Here is a 16,683-nt window from a genome sequence, read left to right as displayed (position 1 = left end):
GCCAAACAGAAATCAAGTGTGTTTCAACAGGATCTTAAGAACGAATAAGTCCCTGCAAGAGGCCACAGCCACACATTCTCTTGTTTCTAAATACATTTCCAGGTGCGATCATCAGAAGCATCCTGCCCTTTACATCTGGCATAATTTTCAAAGTAGTATCGAAAAACCAGCATGAATTTCCACACTTTCTACAGCAAGTTTGTTAACTGGATATCCAACGTCGGACCCAAAGTTCTCATAGGACTTGTTCTGCTCGTCATTGGATTCTGGACCATTCGCCTTTTGAAGCGATGGTTCAGCAATATGATTTCAAAACACGAAGTAGACTCATCGTTGAAGCCGTTTTTACTCAGCCTCATAACGACTGTTTTACAAATTGTTGTAATTCTTGCCGTAATGCAGGTCATCGGGGTAAAAATGACCATTTTTGCGGCATTTGTAGGCGCCCTCGGTGTTGCATTTGGGCTGGCTCTTTCCGGTACACTTCAGAATTTTACCAGTGGCATTCTTATTTTATTGCTAAAGCCGTATAAGATTGGCGATAATATTGTTGCACAGGGTCAGGATGGGATTGTTAATTCTATTCAGCTTTTCTATACCGTTATTATAACATTGGATAATAAAACAGTGATTATCCCCAATAGCAAGCTCTCTAACGAAGTAATTGTAAACATCAGTAAAAATGGCATAAGAAGAATGGACGTTGAATTTAAGTTCAACTTTAGCTTTGACTTCGAGAAAATCAGATCAATTATACAGGATGCACTTGCAAAATCAGACAAAGTAAAGGATGACCCTGTACCTGAAATAGGAATCTCTTTAATAGAACCTGATGGATACCGGATACGTACCCAGGCGTGGGTTGACGCCGACCAGTTTGAGGAAAGCAGATTTGCAGTTCAAAGGCTCTTAATAAACGCGCTCGTTTCTGCTGGAATTAAATTACCGGGCATAACCTGATCATGCCCGGTAAAAACAGTGAATGTGGCCAGAGCGACATTAAACACTTGGTCCCCTGTTAATAAATGAGAGCAGGATTGATATAATTGCCAGCACCAAAAGAATATGGATCAAACCTCCGGCGCTATATACAAAAAATCCCAGCAACCAACCTATAACAAGAATAACAGCCACTACGTACAATATACTTCTCATAGTGATACAATTTTAATTTTAAACAATATGAATACTGTAATAAAAAATATTGCCAGTTTTGATGCAAAGCCGGAAACAGATGTTTTATTACCGTAAATTGATTAACAGTGTACCATTATGTGTATTATTAACCACAATAACGTGTAAAATGGATCTACGATCGGATTATCCTTACTGGCTATTGGAACATGGCCTGATGAAAAGTTATCCATCCCTAAATGAAAACGTTTCTACAGATGTGGCAATTATTGGCGCAGGGGTAACTGGCAGCCTTGTTGCTTACCATTTGAATAAAGCAGGATTTGATGTAACAATTGTTGACAAGCGCCATGTTGGAACGGGAAGTACAGCCGCAAGCACATCACTGCTTCAATATGAAATTGACACGTCTTTGGTTAAGCTTAAAGAAAAAGTTGGGGAGTCCGCAGCAATAGAAAGTTACCTGGTGTGCAGACAATCCATTTATGATCTGGAAGAAATTATTCATCATCTGAAAGATGAGACCTCGTTTAAAAAACGAAACAGCTTTCAATTTGCATCAACGCAAAAACATGTTCCCGCGTTGGAAGCTGAGTACAATGCAAGAAAAGCAGCAGGTATTAAAGTAGAATGGCTGAGTGATATTGATATCCAGAATAAATTCGGCTTTAGAAAAGGCGGAGGCATTCTTTCCAGGGATGCAGCGGAGATTGATGCCTATGCACTAACGCATGCCTTACTTAATAGTTGCATAAAAAAATCCGTTCGCATTTATGATCATACAAAAGTTGAAGAAATTCACCATGTCAAACGTGGAGTGGAACTGATTACTGATTCTCAAAAAAAGATCAGGGCAAAAAAACTGGTTATTGCCTGCGGCTATGAAGCGCAACAATATATCCGGCAAAAAGTGCAAACGCTGCATTCAACTTACGCCATCATCAGCGAACCATTTAACAATAGTAAGTTCTGGCACAGGAATTCACTAATCTGGGAAACTGCTGTCCCGTATCTCTATTTGCGCACAACCGCCACAAACCGGATCGTAATTGGCGGAAAGGATGAGTATTTCAGGGGATCAAAAAAAAGAGACGCCTTGATTCCACAGAAAACCAAACAACTGGAGAGAAGCTTTGCATCGTTGTTTCCGGATATTCCTTTTAAAACAGATTTTCAGTGGGCAGGAACTTTTGCTTCTACGAAAGACGGCCTTCCATATATCGGTAGTGTAAAACAACATCCCCATACTTATTTCGCGCTCGGCTTCGGCGGCAATGGCATAACATTCAGCGTAATCGCCGCACAAATGATCAGGGATTTCATTTGCCGAGGAAAGAGGGGGAAGAATGTGTTTGGCTTTGAGAGATGATTCAATGTACGATGTACGGTGTACGATGTACGATTTACAAACCTAATGTTCCTGACCCTTCAGAAAATTTTCCGCTTTCGATGATTTCACTTATTCTTAAAACTAAAAGCACATCGTACAACTTGCACCTTGCTTTAGGCTTTAAGCTTTAAGCTTTAGGCTTTAAGCTTCCTACTGCGCCTGCACAAAAAACGCCTTCAGCTCAACCGCATCATCCGGTTTCATTTTGCCGGCAAGTACAAGACGAAGTTGCCTTCTTCTTAAAGCGCCATCATATAATTTCTTTTCTACTTCTGTTTCAGGGATAACAGCAGGTACCGGCCTTGGTTTACCGTTGGGATCCAGCGCCACGAAAGTGAAATAAGCCTCATTGCTTTCGTATGAATATTGATGCAGCGAATCTTCACCCCAAACACGCAGGTGAATTTCCATAGATGTATTAAAAGCCCTTGAGATCTTCGCTTCTATATGTACAATATTTCCAAGTTTTATCGGATTTTTAAAACTCAGATTGTCAACACTGGCAGTCATGCAGGGTGCATTGCAGTGTTTGCCGGCAGCCATTGCGGCAGCAATATCCATCCAGTACATTAACCTTCCCCCCATCAGATTTCCAAAAACGTTGGTGTCGTTAGGTAGCACAAGCTCATTCATAATAGTAAAACTATCTGAGGCTCTTTTTTCTTCCATTATTAAAATTTGTGCGAAGATAGCGGAAAGCTGTTAGCTATCAGCAGTGAGCTGTGAGCCATTAGCTATTAGCTATCAGCTATCAGCCATCAGGTATCAGGTTTCAGGCGTAAGGTGTAAGGTTTGAGGTTTGAGGTTTGAGGTGTAAGTGTCCGTAAGCTTGCCAAAGAAATCCGTCCCAGACCGAACGATTCGCAGTTCATTATTAACTCACGTTGTCGCACCTGACGTACTTCGTACCTCGTACTTCGTACTTAAAACATCATATCAGGCCGCTGACCGCACAATTATTAATCCGTTCTTTGCTCACGCTGCCGCACCTGCCGTACTTCGTACCGTACTTCGTACTTAAAACGTCATAAATAGCACTAGGCTCCGGCGTTGATTTACATCGTACATCGTACACCATATATCGTACATTGTACATAATACATTTTCATATTTCATTTTTTACTTAACAACAGTCTACCGATATTCGCAGCTGGAAAGCAGCATGATATGGATCTATCTTTTGACAACACAGAAACCGCATTCGCGTACAAGTCCTACAAAGAACTAAAAAGCGCCAAAAGGCTATTACAAACCATGCATTACCCTATGTTTGTAACTTTTGGGGCACGCCTTACACCCTTCATTATGAAAACCGGTTTACCAATAAAGGGGATCGTAAGAAAAACCATTTTCAAGCATTTTGTGGGTGGCGAAACGCTCAACGAAACTTCTGCCATCAGTGATATGCTTGGCAACTATAATGTAAATGTCATTCTGGACTACGGGGTTGAAGGCAAGGAAGGCGAAGAAAGTTTTGAGCATGCCACTGAAGAATTTATCAAAGTGATAGATTTTGCAGCATCACGCAAAAATGTGCCATTCATAAGTGTAAAAGTAACCGGAATTGCACGTTTCGGTCTGCTGCAAACCCTGAACGAAGCTCCTCGTTTAAGAAGTGGCATACATGATCATGAAGAAGAGATGGCGGAATGGAACAAGGTTCGTGAAAGAATGTTCCGTATTTGTGAAGATGCCGCCGAAAAGGGAATTGGAGTGCTGATTGATGCTGAAGAAAGCTGGATACAGGACCCTGTTGACAGACTTACCATGGAAATGATGGAAATATTCAATAAGGATAAAGCCATCGTTTTCAATACCATACAAATGTACCGTCACGACAGGCTCAACTTTTTGAAAATGTCATACCAGATAGCTCAGCAGCAGGATTTTATTCTTGGCGTGAAACTGGTTCGTGGCGCTTATATGGAAAAAGAAAGAGCCCGCGCACTGGAAATGGGCTACCCTTCTCCTATTCAGCCTGATAAAGAAGCGACAGACCGCGACTACGATGCTGCTGTGACATTTTGTATTGAGCACCTGGATAAAATAGCTGCCATCGTAGCTTCTCACAATGAAGCAAGCAACATGCTGGCAGCCAGGTTACTCGACGAAAAAGGCTGGAAACACAATCACCCGAATGTTCATTTCTCTCAGCTGTATGGCATGAGCGATAACATTACCTTCAACCTGGCCAAAGCCGGTTATGCGGTGAGTAAATACCTTCCCTTCGGCCCGATTAACGATGTAATTCCTTACCTTATGCGTCGCGCACAGGAGAACACGAGCATCAGCGGACAAACAGGCAGGGAACTGGGTTTATTAAAAAAGGAACTGGAAAGAAGAAAGGCTTCGTAATACGCGTTAGTTGTTACTTGTTTCTTTTCGTTTTGAGCTAAAGACTAAAATTATGCAGCAATACCAGCAATTACTACAATATATACTTGATAACGGCGCTTCTAAAACCGACCGCACCGGTACGGGCACTTTAAGTTGTTTTGGTTACCAGATGCGGTTCAACCTGAAAGAAGGCTTTCCGTTAGTGACAACAAAAAAGGTTCACGTAAAAAGTATTATTTACGAATTGCTGTGGTTTCTGAAAGGTGAAACCAACATTAAATATCTTAAAGATCACGGCGTAAGTATCTGGGACGAATGGGCTGATGAAAATGGCGAACTGGGACCAGTTTATGGAAAACAGTGGCGCAGATGGACCGGTGGCGACAATCAGCTGGAAATCGACCAGATCAGCGATGTGATCAAGCAACTGAAAAATAATCCTGACAGCAGGCGCATTATAGTCAGTGCCTGGAACGTAGCAGATCTTCCCAAAATGGCGCTGATGCCTTGTCATGCACTTTTTCAATTTTATGTTGCTGATGGAAAATTGAGCTGCCAGCTCTACCAGAGAAGTGCGGATGTATTTCTCGGTGTTCCGTTTAACATTGCATCTTACGCACTTTTAACCATGATGATCGCACAGGTTTGTGACCTGGAGGTCGGTGATTTTGTCCATACCTTCGGCGATGTCCATCTTTACAACAATCACCTGGAACAAGCCAAACTTCAGTTATCACGCGAATGCTATCCGCTTCCTACGATGAAGATCAACCCGGAAGTGAAAGATATTTTCAGCTTTAATTTTGAAGATTTTACATTGGAGAATTATCAGCATCATGCGGCAATTAAGGCACCGGTTGCAGTGTAAGATAGTAAGATAGTAAGACAGTAAGATCGTAAGATCGTAAGACCGTAAGACGCGTAAGATTGGTAAGACAGGAAGAATTGAGGGATAAGATATATACACATGTTTAAAAGAATAGTAAGATTTTACAGCCAAAAAAGCTAATAGCTGAAAGCTATATAAACTTGTTTTAGAAGAATAGTGAGATTTTACAACCCAAAAGCTGAAAGCTGATAGCTGACGGCTGAAAGCTATAATATGACTACATCTCTTGTTGTTGCGGCTTCTACTAATAATGCGATTGGAAAAAATAATGAATTATTGTGGCGATTACCCAATGATATGAGATTTTTCAAGAATATCACATGGGGCATGCCGGTAGCTTATGGTAGAAAAACCTTTGAATCGCTTTGCAGCAAACCGCTAAACGGCAGAATGAATATAGTGATCACACGACAAAAAGATATTAAAGGTGATGGTATTGTTAGCGTGGGCAATCTTAGAGATGCGGAATTTCTTGCAGCGCAGAATGATTATAAAGAGTTAATGATTCTTGGAGGCGGTGAAATTTACAAAGAAGCCATCAAGACAGCAGACAAGATCTACATAACCCGCGTGCATCACATATTTGAAGATGCTGACACTTTCTTCCCGGTTATAGACGAATCAACATTCAAACTTACTTCCAATCAGGATTTTTTCAAAGACACGCACCATGCCTACGATTACAGCTTCCAGGTGTGGGAAAGGCTGTGAGCTGTCAGCTGTCAGCTGTCAGCTATCAGCCACAAGCAGGCTCTATCATCTTGATACCGTTCTTCGCAGATTCAAACTTCACTTCGCTCGCTTTCTTATTTTGACTTTTAAATTTTGACTTTGCAAAGCCGTATTTCACTGAATCAGCCGGCCTTACCCTCGAACTTTTTGATTTTTGACTTTTGAATTTTTACTTTGCCCTCTCCGACAGCTTTCACCTTATCTTCGCCGAATGTATTCAAAATTCCAGTTGCTACGTAAATACATACGGTACAAGGTTCAATCATCCAATGGCAAGGGGCACGGTGTTCACTCCCCTTTTGTTTTCAATTTTATTACACAAGTATTAAACGACAAAAGAACTTTCTATTCTTTTAATGCAATAGAGCGCCTTCGCGATAAGCTGAAAAAAGATCGGGCAGTTTTAATGATAGAAGATTTCGGTGCGGGATCACGTGTTAATTCCCACTATCAGCGCAGCATTGCGTCTATTGCTCATTCAGCTTTAAAGCCGGCCAAATTCAGCCAGTTACTATTCAGAATGGTGAATTACTATCAACCAAACACAATACTTGAACTTGGAACTTCTCTTGGCATTACCACTTCATATATGGCAAGCGCCAACACACATGCTGAAGTAGTTACGATGGAGGGAGCTTCTGAGATCGCAAAAGTTGCGTCAGAAAATTTCCAATCACTCAACCTTAACAACATTCGCATTATCCAGGGCAATTTTGATGAAACACTCGATAATGCCTTGCAGACGATTCCTCAAAAAATTGACTTTGCGTTCCTTGATGGCAATCACCGGAAAGATCCGACGATCAATTATTTTCATGCATTGTTGCCGAAAATTCATGAATACAGTATACTGATCTTTGACGATGTGCATTGGAGCAGCGAAATGGAGGAAGCATGGGAGTACGTAAAGAACCATAATGCAGTAACCTTAAGCATCGACCTGTTTTTTATCGGCATTGTATTCTTCAGAAAAGAAAACAAAGAGAAACAACATTTTACAATAGATTTTTAATGTGCAGGGTGAATTACAGGATTTCACATAAAGAAAATGCAAGACAACCGAAATGTAACCAGATTGAACATACAAACCCTAACTTGAGTAAAAAATAAAACGATGAAACAAATTCTGGCAATTGCTTTAATGCTGGCTTTTGTATCAGCCAGGGCGCAGGATCAGTTTCCTGATTTTGAAAAGAAAACGTTCATCCGCAATGGCGATACGCTTTTATACCGGATTCTTTACCCGTTAAATTACCACAAAGGGAAAAAATATCCTGTCATTCTTTTTCTTCATGGCTCGGGTGAAAGAGGCAATGATAATACAGCGCAGCTTGTACACGGCGGAAAGCTTTTTGCTGACAGTGCGGTAAGACAAAAATATCCGGCAATTGTTATATTTCCCCAATGCCCTTCCGGTACCAGCTGGGTTGGATATAAGTCCAAACAGGACAGTACAGGAAAGCGCATGATTGCGTTAGAAGATGGTACGCCAATACAGCGATCTTTAGAGCTTACCAAGCTGCTGATGGATAGTATTTCCGGCTCCAACCGTGTTGACAAACACAGGTTATACATTGGCGGCTTGTCAATGGGCGGCTTTGGAACCTTTGACATGTTACAACGTTTCCCGTCCTACTTTGCAGCTGCATTTCCCATTTGCGGAGGAGGTCGTCCGGAAGATGCAACAAAATATGCAAAGCAACTTCCATTATGGATCTTTCATGGCGGGGCAGACGATGTTGTTAATCCGGACTGGAGCAGGAACATGGTCGCGGCCTTGAAACAAGCAGGTGCAGACATAAAATATACCGAATACCCGGGCGTGAAACACAATAGCTGGGACAACGCTTTTGCAGAGCCTGGGTTATTACCCTGGCTGATGTCACAATCAAGAAAATAAATGCATTCCGGTGCAGAGCACTATCCTGCACCGGAATATTATAAGGATCAAAATAATAATGGATTTTTCGTCACTCGTTTTATTGTGCTGCGCTTCGTTCGCTGCAGGTTTTGTGGATGCGATCGTTGGTGGAGGCGGCCTGATTCAAACACCGGCTACACTCATTATTCTGCCAAACTACCCGGTGCCTACTTTGTTAGGCACAACCAAAATTCCTTCATTCGCAGGTACAGGAACCGCCGCATGGCAGTATGCGAGAAGAGTTAAATTCAACAAGAAGCTTTTACTGAGCATTGCGCTCTGCGCCTTTGTTGCTGCTTTTGCCGGATCCTATATGGCAACCACGCTCAGTAACCATATATTCAAACCTGTTATTCTGATTATACTTACAGGGGTATTTATCTATACGGCTATAAATAAAAATTTCGGCCAGACAGAACACAATCCTGATGCGAGTAAAAACGCCCTCGCTTACGGCATTTGCTTTGGCTTGTTACTCGGTTTTTATGATGGCTTTATCGGACCGGGAACCGGAAGTTTTTTGTTACTTGTATTTATCACTTTTATAGGCCAGGATTTCCTGCATTCTAATGCCTACGCCAAGATGGTGAACATATCAACCAATCTTGCATCAATTTTATATTTTAGTTCGACAGGACATATCCTATATCAGTACGCAATTCCTATGGCTGTATGTAATGTTACCGGTTCTTTTCTGGGGTCAAAACTGGCGCTGTTAAAAGGGAACCGCTTCATCAGGATTTTTTTTCTGATCGTTATAGCAGGAACTGTTCTCCGTTTTGCGTGGGATGTGTTTAAGCTGGACAAATACTTTTAGCGGATATTCCTTCACACAAAAAAGACAACATTCATAAACTGAACGCTGTCCTTACTATTTCTCACGTAACCCGAAGGAAATTTAATTCTTCGCATACGTTATTGCAGTTGGCTTTATGCCTTGTGCAACTTTATTCAGTTCGTCCCAGGCATCTTTTTGCTCACTTGACCAAATTCCTCCACAAGTGATCTCCCGAAAATCCTGCCCGATAGTAGGGCCATTGCCGTTACGCGATTTACGCAGCCCTGTAAAGATGATGGTATTGTCTTTTACGATCGCACTAATCTTAACTGACACGAGCGTTTTCATCGGAGACTTTTCTCCTGTTTTTATGACTCCTGAATTCTTGTCTACAGCTTCAACAGCATAGCCTTTGTCGGCAAAATAGGTGAGTATTTTCTTCATTAAAGAGTCACTATTGCCATTGAAACTTGCAATGATCTTATTGGCTCCATTGAAAGGTCTGGTCTGCGTTAGCCCTTTTACAGGCAAGGTTAGCACAAGCATAGCCAGTGCAAAAAAAGTTAGTTGGATTCTCATTACTGACGTTACTAAATTGAATACTGAATACATTTAAAAATGCAATTCTCCTGCCAAATCCCACGTACAACTTTAAAAAACCTTTAATTCAGCATAAGAATTTCCGATTCAATTTCAGATGGCATACAACTGGGTGCGGTTTAAAAAAGAAGAAAAATTTTACATTGGATATTGGTTGAGGAAGAACTTGAAAACTTTCCGGGCAATATAAACAAAATAACGCAACATTTCAAGTGAAGCCGCATCCGTCATGCATTTTTAACATTAGAAACTAAAATCAAATTCAGCTCAATAGCTAAACATCAGCATTCACTTAAGCTGATTGGAATAGCTACAGCAAGGCCGCCATCAGCGGTTTCCTTGTACTTGCTGTTCATATCAAGCGCTGTGTTCCACATAGTAGTAATCACATTATCAAGCGAAACTTTTGCATAATCTGGAGCGCTTTGAAGTGCAAGCTGAGAAGCGGTGATTGCTTTGATGGCACCCATTGTGTTGCGTTCAATGCAGGGAACCTGCACAAGGCCTGCGACAGGATCACATGTCAATCCGAGATGATGCTCCATTGCTATTTCAGCAGCCATCAATGCCTGCTTCTGCGTCCCTCCCAGGCTTTCTGTAAGCGCCGCTGCAGCCATTGCAGAAGATACCCCGATTTCAGCCTGGCAACCGCCCATTGCCGCAGATATTGTAGCTCCTTTTTTGAATATGCTGCCTATTTCAGCAGCAGTAAGCAGGAAGCGTACAATTTTATCATCATCATTGCCGTCGCAGAATATTACAAAGTATTGCAGAACTGCTGGAATTACACCGGCAGCGCCATTTGTAGGAGCTGTAACCACACGGCCAAAAGAGGCGTTCTCTTCATTTACCGCCAGTGCAAAACAGCTTACCCAATCAAGAATATATTGAAAATTACTGCCCTTTGCTTTAATAGCATCCAGCCATTCCTGCTGCGAGTTATATGCGGAACCATTTAGCAGTTTTTTGTTAAGATCAAAAGCTCTTCGCCTTACATGCAGTCCGCCCGGTAGTTCACCTTTGCTATGACAGCCCCTGTATATGCAATCGGTCATCGTATGCCAGATACGAAGCATGCCGCTTTTTGTTTCGTCTTCGTTCCGCCACACATTTTCATTTTCCATTACCACTTCATTAATTGCAAATCCTGTGGTCATGCACCAGTGCAGCAGATCGTTCGCCGTATTAACCGGAAAAGGTAACTGAACAGGCTTTGCCGCTAAACCTTCTTCTCCTTCCTTTACAACAAACCCCCCTCCTATTGAATAATAGGTCTCACTTATCTGTTCTCCGCTGGTAAAAGAAGCCAAAAAGCTCATTCCGTTGGGGTGATAAGGTAGTGATTCGCTGTATAAAAGCTGGATATCAGATGAAGGTGAAAACGCAATAGCTTTTTTACCGCCAACAACCAGTTGATTTTTGTTGGTGATTGTGTTGATCTTTTCGTTGATAGAATCCACCGGAATCGTTTCAGGGTTCTCGCCACACAAACCGAGTATTACCGCGACGTCAGTCCCGTGCCCTTTACCGGTTTTTGCCAGTGAACCATACAGCAATACCGTTACCGATTCAAGATTATTCAATCCATAATTGGCTTCAATATGATCTACAAAACGTAATGCAGCTTTCCATGGTCCCAAAGTATGTGAACTGGACGGCCCTACTCCTATCTTAAAAATATCAAATGCGGATATTGCTTCGTGTGGCATAACTATTCTTGGATGCGTCAAATATAGGAAATAGGTGTGAGGAATGAGGCGTGAGGTGTGAGGCATAAGGTATCAGGTATCAGGTTTCAGGTTTCAGGTATAAGGCTTAAGGCTTTGAGGTTTTGGTACCACAATTAACATATCGTTTTTGAAATTATCGTTTTTAACAAATGCACACCAAACGATCACATCTGGCAGCTTAACGCATACGTCCCGCACCTTAACCATTACGCCTTACACCTCACACCTCATGCCTCACACCTCACACCTCATGCCTCATACCTTACACCTTCTCTAATACCTTACACCTTCTCTAATACCTGAGACCTGATACCTGATACCTGACAGCTAATAGCTAATAGCTCATAGCTAATCGCTTTTTCACAATATTTGCATAACATTGTTGCCCAGTGTTATCAAAATTTATTCATGACAAGGTTTAGGAAAGGATTATTCGTTGTAGCAGCTTTATTAACTTCTGTTTTGGCCATTCAATGCAGCAAGACTCACGTTACTGCTGCTAATAGCAGTGTTATGTTGATTAATGCCAGCCCAGATGCGCCGACCGGCATTACTTTATGGGGAAATGGTGATTCAATCTTTTCAAACGTAAATTTCGGGGACTCAACTGCATATGCCCATAATCTTATTACAGGCACATATGGCATGAAACTGACTAAAACCGGGCAAACCGATTCACTTTTTTCCTTCATTGCAACATGGCTGCCGGCACGCTATTACAGCATTTTTGCTGTGGATAGTTTTTACAAGATCAGACCTTCAATCATTGAAGACGATTTCAGACCAGATAGTATCTATGCGAGAGCACGCGTATTGTACTTATGCCCCGATGGCAGGCCATTAAATATTTATTTCCGCGTGTTGAGCGATACTTCTGATAAAAAAATTGATACGATTATTATTAATCCTTCCCAGGCCCGCGTTTTCAACGACCAAAATATCACCAATGCATTTGGTAATTTCACAACGCTTAAAACCAAAAGAGACTCAGTAGAGATTTTGGCAAGCTTGTACCACATTGATACCACTGCCATAAAAGACACAGTTATTATTAAGCAAAAATTTCCAATTACCCGAACACATTTCTATACTTTTTACCTTGCCGGCTTTTTTGATTCCACCAGAGCCACCGCTGCCCAGAAGCTTCACCTGGAATTGATTGATAATACCCCTTGATGCGACTGGCGATAACTTTAAAAGAAAATGTCAATATTCTATAAACTAACAACGGGTGGTATAATATAAAAAGTACAAAACACATTTTTACTTACTTTTGCCGCCAAAAATCTATCAACCAACTATGCAACTTTCTTCTCTTTTGGAAAGGTTCAATGAACCGGAAACACTCAAAATGGCCAAATTGGGCCGCGAATTAAGAGCTCAGGGAATTGATGTAATTGACCTTAGCTTAGGTGAACCTGATTTTGATACGCCACAACACGTGAAGGATGCAGCCATTAAAGCAATTAATGACAACTGGAGCCACTACACACCTGTTGCTGGATTTTTAGACCTTAGAGAAGCTGTTTGTACAAAGCTGAAGCGCGACAACAATCTTGATTATAAACCAGAAAACATTGTTACTTCAACCGGTGCCAAACAAAGTCTTGCAAATGCAATTCTTGCTTTGGTAGATGAAGGTGATGAAGTGATCATTCCTACTCCTTACTGGGTAACTTACTCTGAACTGGTGAAAATAGCCAGGGGTAAAGTTGTTGAAGTACGCACTACACCTGAAGCTGGTTTCAAGATCACTCCGGAACAACTGGAAGCTTCTATTACTGATAAATCAAAAGTGTTCATGTTCTCTTCTCCATGTAACCCATCTGGCGCGGTATACACAAAAGAAGAGTTAACTGCACTTGCAGAAGTATTTAAAAAGCACCCGCACATTTATATTCTCTCTGACGAGATCTATGAATATATCAACTTTATTGGCGAGCACGAAAGCATTGCTCAGTTCCCTGAACTGAAAGAGCGCATCGTGATCATCAACGGTTTGAGTAAAGGTTTTGCAATGACCGGCTGGCGCCTTGGTTATATTGCTGCCAACCCCGCAGTTGCAAAAGCGTGCGAAAAATTGCAGGGACAGATCACCAGCGGTACATGCTCTATTACACAGAAAGCTGCTGTGGTTGCACTTACCGGCGACTTGAAGCCTTCACAGGAAATGACAGAAGAATTTACCCGCAGAAAAAACAGGGTAATGGAACTCATCAAAGACATTCCTGGTGTTAAATGTTTTGAACCACAGGGCGCGTTCTACATCTTCCCTGATGTTAGTTCTTACTTTGGCAAATCAGACGGAACTACAACCATCAACAATTCAGGAGATTTCTGTATGTATGTTTTAAACACTGCACACGTTTCTTCTGTAATGGGCGATGCGTTCGGAGAGCCTAACTGCGTTCGTTTCTCTTTTGCCAACAGCCTTCCTAACATTGAAAGAGCATGGGCAAGAGTGAAAGACGCGCTGGCGAAGCTGAAATAAGTTATACGTTATAAGTTATACGTTGTACGTTTAAGCCCTTAAAAGGTAAGACGTACAACGTTTTTAATTTATAGTGGGACGTTATACGTTATAAGTTATACGTTGTACGTTTTTCACCGGAGAAGGTGGTTGGAATTTGTACAACACTCCACTTACAACGCAACATTGTAGTTTATAACAGAATATAACAAGCGGATAATCAAAAAGGCCTTAAACGTAAAACGTACAACCTAATGGATAAGCTCATCATGTTTGAAAACCGTTTGAGTAAAGTATTCAAACACCGCAGGAAGCAGGCTAAAGTACAGGGCGTTTCCTGCTACCGCGTGTACGATCATGATCTGCCTGAATTTCCATTTTGTATTGAGATCTATGAGGATATGATTTACGTTGCAGAATATGTTCGCAGGCATGGAATGACGGATGAAGAACATGATGCGTGGCTGGATGAATGTCTGCCTGCAATCAGCAGGATACTCGAAATTCCCCAGGATAAGATCTTTGTGCGTGAGAGAAAAAGAATGAGTCACCGTGAGCAGGATCAATATGAAAAGCTGGGTGATGAAAAACAGTTTCATACAGTGAAAGAAAACGGGCTCAATTTTTTGGTGAACCTAACAGACTATCTTGATACAGGATTGTTTCTCGATCATCGCATCACAAGGAAAATGGTTTTCGATCAGGCAAAAGATAAACGCGTGCTGAACCTGTTCTGCTATACCGGATCATTCTCTGTTTATGCAGCCTGCGCAAATGCGGCTTCCGTTACATCTGTTGATCTTTCTAAAACTTACCTGGGTTGGGCAGAAGATAATTTTAAAGCAAACAATCTCTCCAATAGCAAGAAATATCACTTCGTTCATGCGGACGTAAAGCAATACCTTAAAACCTTACAGCCAGATAGCTTCGACCTGGTGATCATGGATCCGCCTACCTTCAGCAACAGCAAGCGCATGAAGGATTTCCTCGACATTCAGCGCGACCATGTTGAATTAATTAATGATGTTCTCCGAGCAACCTCAAAAGGCGGCACTCTCTACTTCAGTACCAACTTCACCAAATTCGAACTCGACAAAGAGCAAATTCATACAACTGAAATAAAAGACATCACCAAAGCTACCACGCCTTTTGACTTTGAAGGCAAGCTGAAAAGATGGTGCTTTAGATTAATTAAGAATTGAAAATGAATGTGCGGATGAGTAAATGTGCAAATATGCAAATGAGTGAATATACGAATTGGTAAATGTGCGAATATGCAAACGATTAAACGTGCCGATATTCAATTTTTATGAGAAGATTTAGCAGAGGATTATGCAATCCCGCAGGGATGGTATTATTATAGAAAAGGCAGAAACCATGCCTTCAAACCCCGACGGGGTGATATTTTATTATGCCACCCCTTCGGGCAATGTCATTAAGTTAAGCACAGACATCTTCAACTTTGGGAGATATCTCCTATCGTCGATATGACGATCCTGGCTTATCAGAAAAAGTAATCACAACAGCATCAATACCAAGTACAGAATAATGAGCAAGCCTGCAACCTCAACGTCACCTCGACGACAGGAGAGGTCTCCCGAATATAGAACTGATGGTGATATTTTATAAGCGGTTTGATATGAAAACTCTTAACTTAATGACATTGCCCGTCGGGGTTTACTACAGGCCTATATATTATTCTATAATAATTCCATCCCCTGCCCGTCCGGTCAGGCGGGCTTCGGGATTAATTTGACAGAAGTCCTCGGGAACTATTATCCAATAAGGATTACGACTCAAATTGTTGAAATTTTGTCGGACAATAACGGTTGACAATTGAAAACGGGGAGAATGAGTAAATGTGCAAATATGCAAATGAGTGAATATGCGAATTGGTAAATATGCGAATGTGCAAATGCTGAGAAGCGAATTTATCCGGGACAAGACACTGATACCTGATACCTGATACCTGATACCTCACCCCTGACAGCTTATAGCTAATAGCTGACTGCCAATGGCTCTCCTAATACCTTAAACCTTACACCTTACTCCTCTCCCGCCATCTAACATCGTACATCTAACATCGTACATTTTCTCACCTCACACTATCCACCTTCACCACTCCAGACCTTCTGTAAAAGAACGTGTGTACTTTATAACGAATGGTAAAGCGGTCGCACATTTGTAATGTATCGTAGTGAGCAGTGAGTGTGTAGGTAAAGCGATTGTTGTGCCTGATCCAATTGGTTTCATTCGGAGGTAATTCCGAAGCCGGATCACCAAGATAGTTTGTCATTTGTTCTTTTGTAACAGGGAGACTGAGCTGTTGCCATCTTGCCGGTACTTGTACTTGCGCGAGATAAGGGAGCAGAAAGATATAAGATAAAACATACAACAAAAGAAACATGCCCAGTATGAAAGCACCGATATACAATATGTTCTTTATCATGCAACTTGTCTATACGTAAACTTAATAAAATTGCAATTTGATAAAGACATTATCATCATTTTTTTCATGAAAAGGCAGCGCGGTGGTTAAATGCGCTGAAAGATTGCGGGGCTGTCTAAGAGCTCTGTGCCAATGACAGATCTAAGAACGGTGAAAGTTTTCCTGGTAGGGAATTCAGGTTAATAACAATTTCCGAATTGAGAACATCATAGCAGGTTCGGGCTTCAACCACATAGAAGGGTTAATGTCCTAC

Annotated in this window: 16 protein-coding genes; 11 read left to right on the top strand and 5 right to left on the bottom strand. The window is 41.6% G+C overall.

The features are described 5' to 3' along the window. The first annotated feature begins 171 nt into the window (after positions 1–171). On the top strand, positions 172–960 hold the full coding sequence (locus QTN47_RS17885; protein WP_369330776.1) for a mechanosensitive ion channel family protein: 789 nt from the start codon (positions 172–174) through the stop codon (positions 958–960). Positions 961–999: 39 nt separating this feature from the next. On the opposite strand, the gene QTN47_RS17880 is transcribed toward QTN47_RS17885, so the two are convergent. Continuing rightward, positions 1,000–1,155 carry a lmo0937 family membrane protein gene (locus QTN47_RS17880; RefSeq protein WP_369330775.1) on the bottom strand — a complete coding sequence of 52 codons (156 nt, stop codon included), beginning with the start codon at positions 1,153–1,155 and terminating at the stop codon, positions 1,000–1,002. 148 nt (positions 1,156–1,303) lie between these two features. Between QTN47_RS17880 and QTN47_RS17875 the strand changes: the two genes are divergently transcribed. Beyond that, on the top strand, positions 1,304–2,503 hold the full coding sequence (locus tag QTN47_RS17875) for an NAD(P)/FAD-dependent oxidoreductase (protein WP_369330774.1): 1,200 nt from the start codon (positions 1,304–1,306) through the stop codon (positions 2,501–2,503). A 171-nt stretch (positions 2,504–2,674) separates the two neighbouring features. On the opposite strand, the gene QTN47_RS17870 is transcribed toward QTN47_RS17875, so the two are convergent. Then, positions 2,675–3,193: an acyl-CoA thioesterase gene (locus tag QTN47_RS17870; RefSeq protein WP_369330773.1), complete on the bottom strand. Its 519-nt coding sequence runs from the start codon at positions 3,191–3,193 to the stop codon at positions 2,675–2,677. Between the two features lie 498 nt (positions 3,194–3,691). Between QTN47_RS17870 and QTN47_RS17865 the strand changes: the two genes are divergently transcribed. The 6 genes from QTN47_RS17865 to QTN47_RS17840 all read left to right on the top strand — a co-directional run bounded on the left by QTN47_RS17865 (position 3,692) and on the right by QTN47_RS17840 (position 9,220). Beyond that, positions 3,692–4,879 (top strand): proline dehydrogenase family protein, encoded by a 1,188-nt coding sequence (locus QTN47_RS17865; protein ID WP_369330772.1) that lies wholly within the window; start codon positions 3,692–3,694, stop codon positions 4,877–4,879. A 52-nt stretch (positions 4,880–4,931) separates the two neighbouring features. Continuing rightward, positions 4,932–5,729, top strand: coding sequence for a thymidylate synthase (locus tag QTN47_RS17860; RefSeq protein ID WP_369330771.1), 798 nt, complete (start codon positions 4,932–4,934; stop codon positions 5,727–5,729). A gap of 234 nt (positions 5,730–5,963) precedes the next feature. Further along, on the top strand, positions 5,964–6,461 hold the full coding sequence (locus tag QTN47_RS17855; RefSeq protein WP_369330770.1) for a dihydrofolate reductase: 498 nt from the start codon (positions 5,964–5,966) through the stop codon (positions 6,459–6,461). Between the two features lie 232 nt (positions 6,462–6,693). After that, positions 6,694–7,494, top strand: a complete 801-nt coding sequence (locus tag QTN47_RS17850; protein ID WP_369330769.1) for an O-methyltransferase — start codon at positions 6,694–6,696, stop codon at positions 7,492–7,494. 102 nt (positions 7,495–7,596) lie between these two features. After that, positions 7,597–8,382 (top strand): carboxylesterase family protein, encoded by a 786-nt coding sequence (locus QTN47_RS17845; protein WP_369330768.1) that lies wholly within the window; start codon positions 7,597–7,599, stop codon positions 8,380–8,382. A 10-nt stretch (positions 8,383–8,392) separates the two neighbouring features. Then, the gene (locus tag QTN47_RS17840) at positions 8,393–9,220 is read left to right on the top strand and encodes a sulfite exporter TauE/SafE family protein (protein ID WP_369330767.1); all 828 of its coding nucleotides are present in this window, start codon (positions 8,393–8,395) and stop codon (positions 9,218–9,220) included. Between the two features lie 81 nt (positions 9,221–9,301). On the opposite strand, the gene QTN47_RS17835 is transcribed toward QTN47_RS17840, so the two are convergent. Together QTN47_RS17835 and QTN47_RS17830 are read right to left on the bottom strand one after the other, a co-directional pair. Continuing rightward, the gene (locus tag QTN47_RS17835; RefSeq protein WP_369330766.1) at positions 9,302–9,760 is read right to left on the bottom strand and encodes a hypothetical protein; all 459 of its coding nucleotides are present in this window, start codon (positions 9,758–9,760) and stop codon (positions 9,302–9,304) included. Positions 9,761–10,062: 302 nt separating this feature from the next. Next, a complete protein-coding gene (locus QTN47_RS17830) occupies positions 10,063–11,490 on the bottom strand; it encodes an L-serine ammonia-lyase (protein ID WP_369330765.1) in 1,428 nt (475 codons plus the stop codon). Between the two features lie 429 nt (positions 11,491–11,919). Between QTN47_RS17830 and QTN47_RS17825 the strand changes: the two genes are divergently transcribed. The 3 genes from QTN47_RS17825 to QTN47_RS17815 all read left to right on the top strand — a co-directional run bounded on the left by QTN47_RS17825 (position 11,920) and on the right by QTN47_RS17815 (position 15,183). Further along, positions 11,920–12,687, top strand: a complete 768-nt coding sequence (locus tag QTN47_RS17825; RefSeq protein WP_369330764.1) for a DUF4397 domain-containing protein — start codon at positions 11,920–11,922, stop codon at positions 12,685–12,687. A gap of 124 nt (positions 12,688–12,811) precedes the next feature. Continuing rightward, positions 12,812–14,002 carry a pyridoxal phosphate-dependent aminotransferase gene (locus QTN47_RS17820; RefSeq protein WP_369330763.1) on the top strand — a complete coding sequence of 397 codons (1,191 nt, stop codon included), beginning with the start codon at positions 12,812–12,814 and terminating at the stop codon, positions 14,000–14,002. Positions 14,003–14,235: 233 nt separating this feature from the next. Beyond that, positions 14,236–15,183, top strand: coding sequence for a class I SAM-dependent methyltransferase (locus QTN47_RS17815; RefSeq protein WP_369330762.1), 948 nt, complete (start codon positions 14,236–14,238; stop codon positions 15,181–15,183). An 893-nt stretch (positions 15,184–16,076) separates the two neighbouring features. Here the strand turns inward: QTN47_RS17815 and QTN47_RS17810 are convergent. After that, a complete protein-coding gene (locus tag QTN47_RS17810; protein WP_369330761.1) occupies positions 16,077–16,430 on the bottom strand; it encodes a hypothetical protein in 354 nt (117 codons plus the stop codon). Positions 16,431–16,683 lie beyond the last annotated feature (253 nt).

Source organism: Danxiaibacter flavus, from assembly GCF_041060425.1.
GTDB classification, from domain to species: Bacteria; Bacteroidota; Bacteroidia; order Chitinophagales; family Chitinophagaceae; genus Danxiaibacter; species Danxiaibacter flavus.
This window is presented reverse-complemented; position numbering and strand designations above follow the sequence as displayed.